Source organism: Photobacterium proteolyticum (assembly GCF_001939735.1).
Classification (GTDB): domain Bacteria; phylum Pseudomonadota; class Gammaproteobacteria; order Enterobacterales; family Vibrionaceae; genus Photobacterium; species Photobacterium proteolyticum.
On record NZ_MJIL01000051.1, the window covers coordinates 75976 to 91131 of the forward strand.

The window sequence follows — 15156 nt, forward strand, 5'->3', positions numbered from 1 at the left end:
TCATGAAAACAACGAAAGTCATACGGCTTCAGCCTGGCCAGTACCGTCCACATCGTTTTCCGCCCGTTGCTGAACCTGTGAAAGAGACTTCACTGACCACACTTGATGAAGGTGAGAGTTGGCAAGATAACCAATTTGAATTGCAGCAGCGGTTGGAAGAAGGTTTTCAACAAGGATTGCAGCAAGGTCATGATGAGGGGCTGCGCCAAGGTTTGGAGCAGGGAAAACAGCAAGGCTTGTTAGACGGGCAAAAAGAGGGCTTTCAGCAAGGTTATAAAAATGGCGAGCAAGCTGGCAAAGATATCTTTAACGCTGCTGTCCGTCCGGTTAATGCTCTGTTTGACAAAATCGCTGCATGGCAAGCCGAAAAAGAGCGTGAGCAGCGGCAGTTTATTTGCGAGCTGGTGCAGAAGGTTGCCCAGCAAGTGATCCGTGCCGAGCTGACCTTGATGCCCCAGCAAATCTTGGCGTTGGTGGATGAAACTCTCGAGGCTCTGCCCGGTAAGACAGAGAAAGTAGTGGTACACCTCAATCCTCAGGATTTAGAGAGAATCACTAATATTAATGCAGAGCTGCCAGCTGCGTGGAAGCTGGTTGCCAACAAGGATCTGCCTGTCGGCGGCTGTCAGTTAGTAACTGATCATGCCGAGGCAGACGCTAGCTGTGACGCTAGGTTGGAAGCCTGTATGGAAAACGTACGCGAGCACTTATTGGATGGCGATAATAACGTTGAAACGTCAGCTCCCCATGCGCAGGAGATGATAGGTGAGTAGTGGCTTATTGGCAGATCGACTCAATGATGCGTTGGCTTCGCTGGAGTCTATTCCTGTTGCCCGGGTTACTGGTCGGCTGGTGAAAGTTAACGGTTTGATGTTACAGGCGGTAGGCTGCCGGTTTAAGCTCGAACAACGTTGCCTGGTCGAAGCTGACGATGGTGAAATGATTGAGGCTCAGGTAGTAGGCTTTGATCATAGCATCACGTATTTGATGCCAATCCGGCAGCTTGGCGGCTTGTTTGCGGGGGCCAAAGTGATCCCGCTTGATGGTGACAGTACGGTTCACATCGGCGAACATTGGCTGGGAAGAGTGCTCAATGGGTTGGGGGATCCGCTGGATGACGGTATCCCTCTGAAAGGGGGAGAGCGCGTTTCTCTCGAACCTTGCCCGATTAATCCACTGAAGCGACGTCCGGTTGATACCCCGTTAGATGTGGGAATTCGCGCCATTAATGGCTTGATAACACTGGGTAAAGGCCAGCGTATCGGTCTGATGGCGGGTAGCGGGGTCGGAAAAAGTGTGCTGATGGGTATGATCACCAAAAACACCACGGCAGATGTGATAGTGGTGGGTTTGATTGGTGAGCGAGGCCGTGAAGTACGTGAATTCATTGAACATAATCTCGGCGAGGAAGGGCTCAAGCGCGCCATCATTATTGCAGCGCCAGCTGATGAGTCGCCATTGATGCGTTTGCGTGCGACCAAGCTTTGCCACCGGGTCGCAGAGTATTTTCGCGATCAGGGTAAAGACGTTTTATTGCTGATGGATTCACTGACCCGCTATGCCATGGCGCAACGTGAAATTGCTTTATCGTTAGGTGAACCGCCGGCCTCGCGTGGTTATCCGCCATCGGTCTTTAGCTTGCTGCCTCAATTATTGGAGCGTGCTGGTAACGGTGAGCACCCTGAGGGGAGCTTGACCGCAATTTATACTGTGCTGGCAGAAGGAGATGATCAGCAAGATCCTGTGGTTGATTCTGCTCGAGCTATCCTTGATGGCCATGTGGTGTTATCCCGAACACTTGCAGAGCAAGGGCATTATCCGGCGATTGATATCAATGCGTCGATCAGCCGGTGTATGAGTAATTGTACCGAGCAAGCACATGTCACCGTGGCGAACCAATTCCGGCAACTTAACGCTAATTATCTTCAAGTAAAAGAATTGCTGCCGTTAGGGGGATATCAGCCAGGACAAGATCCAGACCTTGATCAAGCCGTGATGCAGCAACCGCAATTGAAAGCATTTTTGATGCAAGCGGTAGATGAAGTGACTGATTACCCAAGCAGCCTGACTCATCTGGCTCAGTTGTTTAGTCAGCAAGCTGGGGCTGTTCAATAAGGCTGCTAGGAGGATCTGGTGAAAAATAAAGTGCGGGCTGTTAGTAAGCTGCAGCAAATCGCCGAGCAAAACCGTGACCGCCAGAGCAAGGTTTTTGAACAACAGCAGCAGCAAGCAAGCTATTTTGAGCAACAGTTGAATGCCCTTGGTGCGTTGAAAGCAGCTTGTCAGACGTTAGGTGCTAATGGCTCTGCACACATGAGTAGTACAGTTTTGCAGAATACTGCCAGTGTACAGCTGATGCTCAGCAGGATGCTCCATCACCATCAGCATGAAAAAGCGGTGATGGATGCAGAATGCCTACGGGCAAAGTCTCAGCTTGAAGCTTGTCATGCCAAGGTGAAGGGGCTGGAAACGGTATTGGAACGCTGGAAAGCCAAGCAGCATTATGAGCAGGCGAAAAAAGAGCAAAAACAGATTGAAGATCTAATTAATGCTCGTCGTAAAAGGAAGCGACTTTAGTACAGGCTGGCCAGCGAAGGCCAGTCTGTTTGTTATTAGGAGCTTCTTGTTATTTGTGAAGCCTAAATATCATCTGCAACAGCCAGTACTGCCGCCAATACATCCTGCCCGAATGCAACGCTGCGCTCTGGGGACCAGCCGTAGAAGCTGTCTGGATGAAGGATATGATCCTTAAACGGCATCTCAACGGTGTAAGACAGGCACTTGAACTGTTCGGCCACCCAGCAAGAACCGATAGTCAGGTTGGCTTGGCCTGGTTCGTCTTTGTCATACCCATGTTCGTCCTGAAATTCAGGTGTAATGGTCAGCAGGGCCTGCTTGAATTTACTCTCCAGGCTTTCTAGCCGGTCGTCATAGGACGGGATCCCTTCACTGCCTGCAACGAAGTTGTACGGAATGGCCTCGTCACCGTGAATATCCAGGAACATATCAACCCCGGTTTTCAGCATTTGCTCGCGCACCAGATACACTTCCGGGCTCTTTTCCATTGATGGCGTTTGCCATTCGCGATTCAGGTTAACGCCGACGGCATTGGTACGTAAGTGACCGCGAATACTGCCGTCCGGGTTCATATTCGGAATGATATGAAAGACCGCTTTATCGAGCAGGGCGCGACCGACGGTGTCGGTTTCATCCAGCAGGCGCTGCAATAAGCCTTCGATAAACCATTCTGCCATGGTTTCGCCTGGGTGCTGGCGGGCGATAATCCAGATATTTTTCTTCTCATCCGACGGCTCGCCGACTGTCAGCAAGCTCATGTCGTTGCCGTCAAGGGTCGAGCCAAGGGTTGTCAGCTGGCAGTTAAAGTGAGTTTGTGCCTGGTGCAGCAGATCCTGGTGACGGTCATAGCTGTAAGGGGCAAAATAGGCAAAATACATCGAGCCGTATTCCGGGAGCACTTTAAAGCTCAGGGTATCACCGTCAAACTCGGCAGGAATGCGGAACCACTCCTCGCGATCATAGGATGCGACGACATCGTAGTCTTGCCAGCCTTCCGGATAGGCGGATTTTGCTAGATTCAGCAGTTTGATGTGGTGTGCAGTCTGCGCTTCAGTTTCCAGGCGGAAATGAAACCATTGGTAAAACTCAGATTGGTTGTCATTCGGGATGGTTAGCTGGATATCTTCAGGGGTGTCGGCTTTGACAACATGGATGTTGCCACTTTCAAAGTTGCTGAATATTTTCATCGTTGTAGTTATCTATTTTTGAGAGAAGGTTCGAGATTAGCATAACTATAGTCTTTAGGTGTGATGAAGAGGGGATGACTCTGTTACAGATTGTTTAAACCCGCTACTATTGGCCGATCAGCAAACAGAAGAGGAAATAACGTGGCATTTCACTACTTGGCGCGAGGTCTTATTATCTCAGGTGAGCATGTACTGCTGGTCAGGGCAATTGGCGATACCATGACGTTCTTGCCCGGTGGCCATATTGAATTCGCAGAACCGGCCAAGACAGCATTGAAGCGTGAGCTAATGGAAGAGGCATCGATTGATGGTCGGATTGGTGAGTTTGTCGGTGCGGCAGAAAATGAGTGGGAAGAACACGGCGTGCTCAATGCCGAAATTAACTTAATCTTCCGTGTTGAGTCAGACTTGTCCTCGAAGTTTCCCGTTGTTTCTAACGAGGCTCATCTTGAATTTTTGTGGGTGCATAAGCAAAAACTAGACGCATATAATCTTTATCCAGAGGCATTGCGTCAGTTGATCGCCGGTGAGTGTCATAACAAAACAGCTTTTTGGGGTTCCGGAGTACAGGTTAAGTGCCGCTAGATAATATGAGTTGCGCTAGATGTGTGCGAAAATTAGCCGTGACAGACATGTTTTGTCCTGAGCTGAGATAAATAAGAAATAAATCATCAAAAATGGTTACCTGTTGAGCAGTTAACTATGTTGATGCTTTACAATCGCCAAAGGGCTGCGTATTATTCACCGCACTTACGGAGAGATGGCTGAGTGGTTGAAAGCACCGGTCTTGAAAACCGGCATACGTTTGTAGCGTATCTAGGGTTCAAATCCCTATCTCTCCGCCACATTCTAGAAATTGGGCACAAGCCGGGTTTCATACAGAATTGGAGCGGTAGTTCAGTTGGTTAGAATACCGGCCTGTCACGCCGGGGGTCGCGGGTTCGAGTCCCGTCCGCTCCGCCAACACAACGAAGCCTCAGCAGAAATGCTGGGGCTTTTTTGTATCTGGAGCTTGACGAAAGTAACCACTTACAGACTTCATGATTAAATCTCTTTTTCTATTAGTACTAAAAATCCGCTGTGACCAAAATGTGACCATCTGGTGACTGCGATTGGTTTTATCNACACAACGAAGCCTCAGCAGAAATGCTGGGGCTTTTTTGTATCTGGAGCTTGACGAAAGTAACCACTTACAGACTTCATGATTAAATCTCTTTTTCTATTAGTACTAAAAATCCGCTGTGACCAAAATGTGACCATCTGGTGACTGCGATTGGTTTTATCTGGTTAACTGATAATGCCTCTAATCAACTAGATAACGATTCTAAATGGTTATCTAAATCAGGGCGGCAGTAACGGTTAAAGTCGAAAATATAAGATGGGTGGTTGAAGATACTCGTTATGGTCATCAATTTGAATTAGTTGCCATCTCTTCGTGGCACTCTGACCAATTGAAGGCATTTCAAGAAAAAAACAGGTTAATAATATCTTGTTGTCTGAACCATGATGAAACACCACCCCAAGCAGTGGGCTGGGTAACGGGTGACGATACTGGCCCTTTAGTACTGACTCCGATGGACTTTTATGTTGAGGAGCGCTTGACTTCACTCCTGTAAACTTGGCCGTTGATAAAACATCTGAATGAATACGGTACAGAGATAGAAAAATTGCCGACAGCTATCATGCACACCTTGAAGAATATCCCCCTCAGTTGAGGTGCTGAAAAATCACAGTGCTCGTCTGGTTGAACTTATCTCTGATGAAGATATTAATTGTCTAGGTAATGAGCAAAAAAATATCAGGCAAAGAGAAGCCTTGAAGATTTCATACTGGCGAATTTTTTTAGACCAGCTTGCCATGTGTCCATTCTGTCAATAAAAAGTCCAATTTTATCACCGTGATCAATAAACGTTCAAAGCGGTATGTGAGAACAATGACTGCAAACTTGAATGGTAAATTATCTATACAGGTCAGGGGCGGTTCTTTGAAATGTATCCGGCAAAGACCCTTGAATATAGCTTCAAAAAACTGGGACGATGATATGGACGGATAGATCTATAATCTGAAACTGTTATGTAACGGTTAATTCTCAAGCTTGTAATTGCTAAGTTGAAGCCTCTCTTGGTTATTCTGATGCTATATCAATCAAGGAGGAAAAAAGATGAATGCAATAGCCCATACTATCGTTGCTACAGAGTACACCTTTGACCGAAATACTAATTACGGTTTTATTGAAACATACTTTCCTGAGCTATTTCAGGTTTGCGAGCAAGCTGACTATTACTATACGAAGGATCACTCCTGCTGTCTGGTTAAAGTTCGCTTGTTTTTAGAGCTGTGGTGCCATGAGGTAGGAGAGATAATCAAACTACGACCTCCTGTTCGTGGTGAATTGATTAACAAGATAAAACAAATTGAAACGTCAGGTAAAGTACCCCCGTATGTAATCGATATGCTGGATAAGCTACGTGCAGAATCCAACAAGGGGGTACATATTCAGCGCCATTTTGATGGCCAGTTTCGTGCCGATATCCTTATCTCAAAATACAAGTTGAAACGGATGATGGAGGATGTTTTTGAATTGACGAAATATTTGGTGTTGAATTTGGCGGGAGTCAATGAACAACCACTTGAGACTTGGACTGAACCAGAGGTTTCTAAACAAGCTGAACTTGTGCACCAAGCACTGCAAGGTAATGCAGACGCAAGTATCGCGATGGCTATGCATTTTTCTGGTTTATTAAAGACGTTAGATCAGCAAACCAAGGCCAGCAAACCGCACTACTTTCAATATCAACGTGATCTTGAATATTGGCTGGATAAAGCAGAGCGACAGGGCAGTAATGACTGCTGGCTTTTATACGCGACATCATGTGTTAACAAACATCTGGTTAACCGTAGATCAGAGGACGCTGATGATTATTTTAAAAAGGCGATAGAGACGGACGAGTCAGGGGATGCTGAGTGGGAATTTTATCAGTATTTATGTCGAATTGGTCAACATAATCGAGGTGAGGCATATCTCAATTCAGCGGGTGAAAAAGGTCATCCAGAGGCACTATATTTCTTGCAGGCTCAGCATTATAAACAGGATGAGCCTGCTTACAGGAAATGGCTGAAACGTAGCTTAGAAGTTGCAGATAAGAAAGCACTTGTCGCAGATACCTTTAATAAGTTAGAGCAGTGGGAAGAGGATAAAGCTAATGAACTTAACTTTAAAAAGCTACGTACTGCCTTGATTAAAGCAGAAGCGTATCAGGCTCCTGGCGTAAAATTCATACGTGGTTATTGTGAATATTACGGATTATTAAGCTGTGAGCATAACCAAGACAGTGGTCTTCGTAAGATGCTAGAAGGGAGTTCTCTGCTACCTGACTATCTTTGGTATGAAAAGCGGCTGCATGATGCACTGAAGCAGGACAAAAGCGATGACCAGAAAGTACTTGAACTTTACCCGGCAGCGCTGCAACAAACAGAGGATGTTATTGAAAAAGCACAAATGAAATTTGATGCAGCCATGATAATCATTGAATTACTCCAAAATGCCAACAAAGTGAAAACACCCCAGAATCTAAAAGTACTCATTCGTGAGTCTGTCAAGGAAGGTTGTGAGCAAGCGAAGCAGTTTCTAGTCTCTCCAATCGGTAAGGCACTGATGCGCGACAGTAGCTTCGTTTGTCAGAAGGTGAAACGCAAAGCTGTTGATCGCACCAAGCAGAAAAAAGCACGCAAGCAAGCCAAGAGTGCAAGAAGAAAATGAAGTCGTGTTGTCTTGAGTAAAGTCACTCTGAAAACGCCTGTTATTCTGATTTAGGATGACGGGCGTATAGTGGAAGTATCACAATTTTGTCTTTGTACGGTTTGTTCGAGTAATGAACGTTTAAAATTCCTGATCAATCATAATGTGATGGTCATGCTTGTCTATCAATAAGTTACTGTCATAATGATACGCCTTGTTAAGGCATTTGGGATGGCAGTTGTGACATTATGAAAAATATTCTTCTCTCTACAACGGGCGCGAGTCCACAGGTGCTGACTGAGACCTTATATGCTATTCATGCCAGTGGTAAGCCCTTTCCTGATGAAATCTATGTCATCACCACCCGCAGTACAAGGCAGATGTTAATGAATGGACTGTTTCGCGATGGTCACTTGAATGCATTGAAAGAAGAATATCAGCTCCCCGATTTCAAGTTCACGGAAGATCATATCTGGTTGATCGAAGATGATAACGGCCAACCGATAGATGATGCGAAATCAATTATTGACCAAACGTATATGGCAGATTTTATCACCCGCAAAGTTTACCTGCTTACTCAGCAAGACGATGTTGCCATTCACGCGTCCTTGGCTGGCGGGCGAAAAACCATGGCGTTCTATTTTGGTTATGCCATGTCTTTGCTGGGTAGAGAGCAAGACACCCTAAGTCACGTATTCGTTAATGACGATTTTGAGTTCGTTAGGGACTTTTGGTACCCTACGCGCCAGCCCAAATGGATAGCAGGAAAGCACGGTCAGGGTGAGGTAGATACCAGTCAGGCGGTGGTCACTTTAGCTGAAATTCCTTTTGTGCGAATGCGTCAGTCAGTTAATCCACAATTGATTGAATCTATGGGTAATATGTCGTTTAGCCAAACTGTTGCAACACTCAATGCAACTCACCGAGATGACCTCTTTATTTCCATTCATAAAAAATCAAAAACACTCACACTTCTCGGCATTGATATTTCCCTAACCGCTAAAGAGTTAGCTTTTTACATATGGCTTTTGCTGATGGGAAAACAAGGATTAGTCGTCGATCGTGATTTTGAAGAAAAGAGAGAGTACGCAATAGGTTTTTTAAGTACTTACAGTGATATTGCGAATGATGTGAGAGTGTATCGTACCTTTGGTATTGAACCTGAAGATTTGAAAGAAAACACGCTTGATTCGCTCAAGGGGATGGATCGAACCTTTGTCCAACAACTGCGCTCATCGATTAATAACAAGCTTAAGAAAATTTTACCGCCTGATGCATTAAGTAAGATTGAGATACAGTCAATGGCTTTAGGATGTAGTCAAAAATATACAGTTAGTGTCCACCAACACCAGATTGAGTTCAAGGTTATTTGATTTGACTCCGACAACATAAAGAACCTTTTTCATTGGTGGAAACGACACGATACTCGGAGCAATTCTGGATAAGTTAAATTAAGGAGCAGAGCTTGATGTTTTTTAATCGGCCTCGGATTTAGACAACAACCCAGCCATGAGATGGAAAGCTTGTTATTAATAAAAGTGGTGATAAATGGTCTTACGATGGGGTATCGCTTGGTAATTAATATCAAAGTAATGAGTAAGCGGCTAGTTTAAAATTATATTATCCAAGCGAAACAGAGTAACAACGAATAAATAAAAGAGGGCAAGATGAGTAAACAAACCGATAAAAATGAGATTTCTAAATTAATAATAGAACAATCGGCTGATAATGATGGCATGCTGTTGGCTAGCCAGTTACAACTTACCCCTCAGACAGCGCAAAACACCCGCAATACCCTAGCGAGCTTTATTCGTTCATATAAAAATAAACCTAGTGAACAGCCAGCGGTTGTCTGGTTAGATAACGAATTTGCCCTGTATCCACAACTATGGCTCGATGAGACAGAGCGAAAAAAAGCGGCCAATACCATTACCGATACAGTAGAGAGCTATTATCACCACCGTACTGATCTCGATAAACATTTTGATAAAGGGTTAAGTCAAGCCAGCTGGTTAGATGAAAAACTGCGACAAGGTGTTATCGCCTCGGGGCATAATAATTTTACTGAGTACGCAGGCAATATCGATGTAGCGTTAGACAGAGCCAACCAAAACAACATCAATGTGCTGTACCGTAATGATGGTCAGATCAACCAGCAATATAATCTTGATGGTTTTATCGCCGAACATCACCACGCAAACAGTTTTAACCTAGAGGCGGCCGCACAGGGAAGTGAATATCATGCTGAAGTATTAGAGCCAGGGCCGGGTGAAACCTATGGTAAAAGCTCCGTCGATATCGTGATTAAAGATGGTGATGGCAAGATAGTAAGGCGTTATCAGGCCAAGTATGGCAAAGATGCTGAGTCCACTGAACAACTGTTAAAAAAAGGTGATTATCGCGGTCAGCGAAAGTTAGTGCCAAAAGGGCAAGCTGAGCAGATAGAAAACAGCACCGATACTATCGAAGTTGGTGGCATTGAGTCTAAGCCATTGACGAAAGAACAAGCCAAAGAGATGCAGCGTAAGGCGCAACTTGAATACGAAGCTAAGCAATATGATTGGTCACAACTTAATGGTAAAGCGTTATCAAAAAATATCGCTAAACAGGCTGCAGCCGGTGCCTTGTTATCGGTGGGCTTTCAGGGGGGACGTATTTTAGGGCGCCGAATCTGGAATGGCTTAACTGGCAAAAAAAATCCCGATGTTGAGCAGGACCTACAAGAGTTTATTCACTCTTCTATTCGGTCTGCAGGTCAGACGGGCATCGCCGTGGCGGCAACGGGCGGCATTACGGTGGCAATAAAAAGCGGCTGGTTTGGTAAGGCGTTGAAAAATACCCCTGTGGGTCATATTGCCAATTTTGCCACCTTGGGGATCGAAAATAGCAAAATTTTATATAAGTTTTCAAAAGGTGAGTTGACCGGAAAAGAGGCAGTGGACCAAGCTGGCTGTGCCAGTGTCAGTATGATTGGTGCGATAGCCGCCGGCGGAAAATTAGCCAGTGCGGGGGCTGGGCTGGGCAGCGTATTTGGCCCGGTGGGAACTGCGTTAGGCGGCGTAGCTGGCGGCTTGCTTGGTAGCATGGCAGGTAGTGCGGTGGGGGAGGGTATCTACCAGGCAGGAAAAGCGATAGTTAGCTCGGTGGCTAGAGGGATTTCTTCGGTGAGTTCGAGTATCGGAAGTTCCGTATCTTCGGCTTGCAGTTTTGTTGGTTCACTGTTTAGTTAAGTGGAAAGTAACATAGATTTCATATTGTAAATTAAGTAGATAAGGCTTTTCTATGTCAAGTAATCCAATCGTTAAACCCATGATTCACGCCATTCAATCAGGGGTGCCTGGGATTCAACTACACAGCCGTGAGTATCAACGTGGCGATAAATTAATTCAACACGTAGCGGATGCGTTGGCTATGTCCCAAATTAAAGAGTGGAATCTCAGTGATGGCTGGGTGGATTTTAAGAATAAACGCAGTGTCGAAGAGTACGATATCAATCCGCCATCATTATACGCTTGCTTAAAAGAGCTGGACGATCTGAATCTAGATAATGTACTGATTGTGATAAAAAATGCTCAGAAAGGATTAGAAGAAAGCCCAGCAACAGTAGCTCGATTACAGCAATTGCTATTGCGTATTCAGCGTCATCACCGTGGAGTTTGTGCCGTGATGCTGTGTAACGAAACGGCTTTTCAATATGCCGAGTTGCAAGGGTTGTGTCATCAGCATCAACTAAAGCCTTTATTTAAGTCACAGGTAAAGCAATTAGTTGAGCGATTTATTAAGCAGAATGGTATTACCGTTACTACCGAGGTTAAAAACCAGTTTGTCTCTTTATGCGTTGGGTTAGATCTTGAGGTTATCGAGCAGTTACTTAGCTCGGCAAAGGCACAATATCAGCAGCAGTTCGATGTAAGGACATTGCAGTTGGTTAAACAGGTAAAAGAGCAGATTATCACCAACAGTGGTTTACTTGAGGTGATCAGTATGCCGAAACAGGACTCCGTGAAATTAGCTGGGTTAGATAATCTCACGTTATGGTTAGATAAAAAGCGTCGCGTTATCGAAAGCAGCGATAGCCAGAAAAAATATGGTTTGCCTGCACCAAAGGGCGTGTTACTAGCAGGGATACCTGGCTGTGGTAAATCTCTCTCAGCAAAGTTGGTTGCCGAGAAGTTACAGTATCCGTTGTTTCGACTCGATATCGGTCGATTGATGGGCAAATACATCGGTGAAAGTGAAAAAAATATGCGAGAGGCGTTAAAACTGGCCGAGCAAGCCAGCCCTTGCGTGTTGTGGATCGATGAGATTGAGAAAGCTTTTTCGGGTATTGGTGGCAGCGGCGGTAACGGAGAAGTAACCACACGATTACTCGGTTTATTATTAACATGGATGCAAGAGAAATCCAGTACCACCTTTGTGATCGCAACAGCGAATAATATTAAAACCCTGCCCTCGGAGCTGTTGCGTAAGGGACGGTTTGACGACATTTTTTATGTCGATTTCCCTAATTGTTATGAGCGTGAGCAGATCTTGTCGGTGCATCTACAGAGTAAGCCTACAAGTCATATTGACCTTAAGTCGATTGCTAAACAAACCGAGTTGTTCAGTGGTTCCGACCTTGAAATGCTGGTCAATACAGCACTAGAGAGTGCTTTTTTGGATAAGTGTTTGTTATCTAATAAGAAATTGTTAGATACTATCAAAGAAGTGATCCCTCTAGGCAAGCAGAACAAGCAACAGTTGGATGAGTTAAAGACCTTTTTTCTTGAAAATAATTTCAAGCCTGCATCCTATTCAGAGACACAATATCAAAAGTTGGCCGACCAATATCAAAGCGCTGACCCTATGATCAGAAAGCAGGTTGCATCAAACCGCTTTACCTCGGTACAAGTGCTGTCGAAATTGGCTGACGATAATGATCTTTTGGTGAGAGAGTCGGCATTAAACAATCGCCATTGTCCTATTGAATTATTAACAGCAAAGATAGCGAATTATAAAGCAAACATGGGGTTTGATTTTACCCAATCTGGCGTCTGGTCGAACAGTAATCAAAATAAGATGACGACCACTCGGAGAGAATTTGAGGCGGCACTGCATAATCCAAGTTTGAAGATTGAGCAGATAGAGCCACTATATCGAGCGGGCAATATCAACAAGGTAGATCTATTAGCACTGGTTAAAGAGCGCGGTTATCAGTCGGAGTTAAAATCCTTGTGCCAAAGGGAGAGAATCTCTTTGCCAAAGACAGTAGCTAGTGGCACGGTTCGAAAAATCTCTTGTCACCAAGGGCAACAGTTAAAAGAGGGAGATACTATTTTTGAATATGACAATACCGAGGGTAACAATGAAATGCTTGTGTGTAACCAGCCGGGCGTAATAGAAGAGTTATCGATAAAAGTTGGTCAACATTTATGCTCAGGTGACACCATTATGAATCTGATTGCTATTAAATAGCTCTTTTCCTTTAATAAACAAAGAGAGTGGTGAGCTTCACAAGCTTGTTTTCAGTATAATGGTCGAAATATCAGATATGATTCTTTGTAGTTGCCACACAAACAGTATCGTTATTGTTACAACAATCGGTCATATAAGTATTCAAATAGTAATGTAAGGTTGTTAATGAAAGAAATATTAATCTCAGTCATGGGGACTAGCCCTCAAGTATTAACAGAAACGTTATATGCCCTGTTTACTCAAGGTAAGACGTTTCCTGAAGAGATCTATGTAATCACCTCAGAGAATGCCAAGCAAAAGTTAGTGAAGCATCTTATTGACGATCAGCAACTCAATAAATTATTTGCCGAGTACAATATGCCTTATATCGAGTTTGATCAGCGCCATATCTTATTGATGGAAGATGATTCTGGTGAACCCATATTTAATGGAAAACGAGAGGAAGACCAAAATTATATTGCCGATTCGATCATGAAGATTATTGCTCGCTTTACCCAACAGCAGGATACCCGTATCCATGCATCGATTGCGGGCGGGCGCAAATCGATGTCTTTCTATATGGGTAATGCGATGTCACTATTGGGGCGTGAGCAAGATATGTTAAGCCACGTTTTTATTAGCGAAGAGTTTGAGTTTTGTGACCAGTTCTTTTATCCGACCAAACAGGATAACTACATCGAAGTTAAAAAGGATAATCATACCTTAAATTTAAACACTCGTGATGCTGAAGTGACTTTAGCAGAGATCCCTTTTGTGCGTATGCGTCATTTAATTGATGGAAACCTATTAAAAGATATTGACAAAACATCTTTCAGTAAAACGGTGGCGAGCATTAACGCGTTGCACCAAAAAGGGATTACATTGATCATGAACGATAAAGCAAAAACACTTTCGGTGAATGGCATCGATATTAAGCTAACACCGAAAGAATATAGTTATTATTTGTGGTTAAGTATTCAACCAAACCGCCATTTATTGGCCGATAGGTCATTTTTCGATGATAAGGAATGTGCAAAAGAATTTATAGAGCATTATCGAAACCTCACAAATGATCAAAGGTTGCTTAAAACTTTTGGGTTAGATATTGAAGCGATTGATGATGACTTTGAATGGAATGAATCGCTGTTATCGAAAATTGAGGGCATCCCTAGACAAATAGTACAAGAAGCGCGTAGCACCATCAATCGTAAGATAAAAGCGGTCCTACCCATCGAAGCTTTTCACAAAATTGGTATCCAGAGCGAAAAATCTGATGGTTATGCGACTTATTGGTTGGATAGTGACTTTACGATAGAGGTTGTACCTATAAAGCAACAGCAAGTGGATATCGAATACGCTCAAATCAAGCGATTAGATAAATTATTAGCACGTTAAATAATTAAATATAACTGGAGATAATTATGGCTGGATTTAATCCTGCAGATTTTACTGTAGCAAAAGCAAAACCGTTACCTGTTGTCTTGCTGCTTGATGTAAGTACGAGTATGCGCGGTACTCCGATCACTGAGTTGAATAACGCAGTAGAAAAAATGATCGCAGAGTTTGCTGATAATCAAACAAACGAAATTGAGATTTTACTATCGGTGATTACTTTTGGTGCTGAAGTGAAGCTGCACCTGCCATACACGGTGTCAAACCAAGTGGAGTGGTCTTCACTAGAAGTAAGCGGTATGACTCCAATGGGTACGGCATTTGCGATGACGAAAGCGATGATTGAAGACAAAAATGTCACCCCATCTCGTGCTTATCGTCCAACACTGGTCTTAGTTTCTGATGGTGCGCCAACGGATGATTGGCAAGAACATTTAGCAAGTTTAGTTTATGAGGGGCGCTCACAAAAATGTGATCGATTGGCAATGGCGATTGGTACAGGAGCAGATAACCAGGTGCTAAACAAATTTATAGAAGGTACCGAACATACGGTGTTCCAAGCAGAAGACGCTTCAAAGATCAAAGATTTCTTCCAGTTTGTAACGATGTCTGTCACCTCTCGTACCGTGTCACAGAATCCAAATGTGGTACAACCTGATAGCTCAATCGAACAGAGCATTGAGCGTAGCGTCACCACCTTTGATGATACAGAGGAAGAGGACAGCATTTTTTAATCGGTATCAGCTATACCCTGTCAACTACACCAGTAATATTTGAATATGATTATTGGTGTGGTCGGCACAATGTGACCGTCAATTGATAGGTAGA

At 44.1% G+C, this 15156-nt stretch carries 11 protein-coding genes and 2 tRNA genes; 12 read left to right on the top strand and 1 reads right to left on the bottom strand.

What is annotated here, in order from left to right:
* Nucleotides 1-2 precede the first annotated feature (2 nt).
* From fliH to fliJ, 3 genes are read left to right on the top strand one after another with little or no spacing between them, the layout of a single operon-like run.
* Entirely contained in the window at nt 3-773 is a 771-nt protein-coding gene (gene fliH / locus BIT28_RS06445; RefSeq protein ID WP_075762821.1) for a flagellar assembly protein FliH, read from the top strand.
* Nucleotides 766-2115, top strand: a complete 1350-nt coding sequence (gene fliI / locus BIT28_RS06450; RefSeq protein ID WP_075762822.1) for a flagellar protein export ATPase FliI — start codon at nt 766-768, stop codon at nt 2113-2115. The genes fliH and fliI overlap by 8 nt, the downstream gene beginning before the upstream one ends.
* A gap of 18 nt (nt 2116-2133) precedes the next feature.
* Nucleotides 2134-2577 carry a flagellar export protein FliJ gene (fliJ, locus tag BIT28_RS06455; RefSeq protein ID WP_075762823.1) on the top strand — a complete coding sequence of 148 codons (444 nt, stop codon included), beginning with the start codon at nt 2134-2136 and terminating at the stop codon, nt 2575-2577.
* A 62-nt stretch (nt 2578-2639) separates the two neighbouring features.
* Here the strand turns inward: fliJ and BIT28_RS06460 are convergent, their stop codons facing one another.
* Nucleotides 2640-3764, bottom strand: a complete 1125-nt coding sequence (locus BIT28_RS06460) for a M14 family metallopeptidase (RefSeq protein WP_075762824.1) — start codon at nt 3762-3764, stop codon at nt 2640-2642.
* A 141-nt stretch (nt 3765-3905) separates the two neighbouring features.
* Here BIT28_RS06460 and BIT28_RS06465 point away from each other — a divergent pair, with 141 nt between their 5' ends.
* The 9 genes from BIT28_RS06465 to BIT28_RS06505 all read left to right on the top strand — a co-directional run bounded on the left by BIT28_RS06465 (nt 3906) and on the right by BIT28_RS06505 (nt 15062).
* Nucleotides 3906-4349 (top strand): NUDIX domain-containing protein, encoded by a 444-nt coding sequence (locus BIT28_RS06465; protein WP_075762825.1) that lies wholly within the window; start codon nt 3906-3908, stop codon nt 4347-4349.
* Nucleotides 4350-4518: 169 nt separating this feature from the next.
* A tRNA-Ser gene (locus BIT28_RS06470) sits at nt 4519-4609 on the top strand.
* 41 nt (nt 4610-4650) lie between these two features.
* Nucleotides 4651-4727: transfer RNA gene (locus BIT28_RS06475), tRNA-Asp, on the top strand.
* 1198 nt (nt 4728-5925) lie between these two features.
* Nucleotides 5926-7524 (top strand): DUF4145 domain-containing protein, encoded by a 1599-nt coding sequence (locus BIT28_RS06480; RefSeq protein WP_075762826.1) that lies wholly within the window; start codon nt 5926-5928, stop codon nt 7522-7524.
* Nucleotides 7525-7751: 227 nt separating this feature from the next.
* Nucleotides 7752-8876 carry a CRISPR-associated ring nuclease Csm6 gene (csm6, locus tag BIT28_RS06485; protein ID WP_075762827.1) on the top strand — a complete coding sequence of 375 codons (1125 nt, stop codon included), beginning with the start codon at nt 7752-7754 and terminating at the stop codon, nt 8874-8876.
* Between the two features lie 294 nt (nt 8877-9170).
* Nucleotides 9171-10733, top strand: coding sequence for a hypothetical protein (locus tag BIT28_RS06490; RefSeq protein ID WP_075762828.1), 1563 nt, complete (start codon nt 9171-9173; stop codon nt 10731-10733).
* Between the two features lie 52 nt (nt 10734-10785).
* Nucleotides 10786-12957, top strand: a complete 2172-nt coding sequence (locus BIT28_RS06495; RefSeq protein WP_075762829.1) for an AAA family ATPase — start codon at nt 10786-10788, stop codon at nt 12955-12957.
* A gap of 165 nt (nt 12958-13122) precedes the next feature.
* Entirely contained in the window at nt 13123-14331 is a 1209-nt protein-coding gene (gene csm6, locus BIT28_RS06500; RefSeq protein WP_075762830.1) for a CRISPR-associated ring nuclease Csm6, read from the top strand.
* Nucleotides 14332-14357: 26 nt separating this feature from the next.
* Nucleotides 14358-15062 (top strand): vWA domain-containing protein, encoded by a 705-nt coding sequence (locus BIT28_RS06505; RefSeq protein ID WP_075762831.1) that lies wholly within the window; start codon nt 14358-14360, stop codon nt 15060-15062.
* The last annotated feature ends 94 nt before the right edge of the window (nt 15063-15156 follow it).

Excerpts from the sequence above, each read along its gene's own strand:
- fliH (WP_075762821.1), top strand. The coding sequence starts at position 3 with ATGAAAACAACGAAAGTCATACGGCTTCAGCCTGGCCAGTACCGTCCA.
- BIT28_RS06490 (WP_075762828.1), top strand. The coding sequence starts at position 9,171 with ATGAGTAAACAAACCGATAAAAATGAGATTTCTAAATTAATAATAGAA.
- BIT28_RS06460 (WP_075762824.1), bottom strand. The coding sequence starts at position 3,764 with ATGAAAATATTCAGCAACTTTGAAAGTGGCAACATCCATGTTGTCAAA.
- BIT28_RS06480 (WP_075762826.1), top strand. The coding sequence starts at position 5,926 with ATGAATGCAATAGCCCATACTATCGTTGCTACAGAGTACACCTTTGAC.
- csm6 (WP_075762830.1), top strand. The coding sequence starts at position 13,123 with ATGAAAGAAATATTAATCTCAGTCATGGGGACTAGCCCTCAAGTATTA.
- BIT28_RS06495 (WP_075762829.1), top strand. The coding sequence starts at position 10,786 with ATGTCAAGTAATCCAATCGTTAAACCCATGATTCACGCCATTCAATCA.
- csm6 (WP_075762827.1), top strand. The coding sequence starts at position 7,752 with ATGAAAAATATTCTTCTCTCTACAACGGGCGCGAGTCCACAGGTGCTG.
- BIT28_RS06505 (WP_075762831.1), top strand. The coding sequence starts at position 14,358 with ATGGCTGGATTTAATCCTGCAGATTTTACTGTAGCAAAAGCAAAACCG.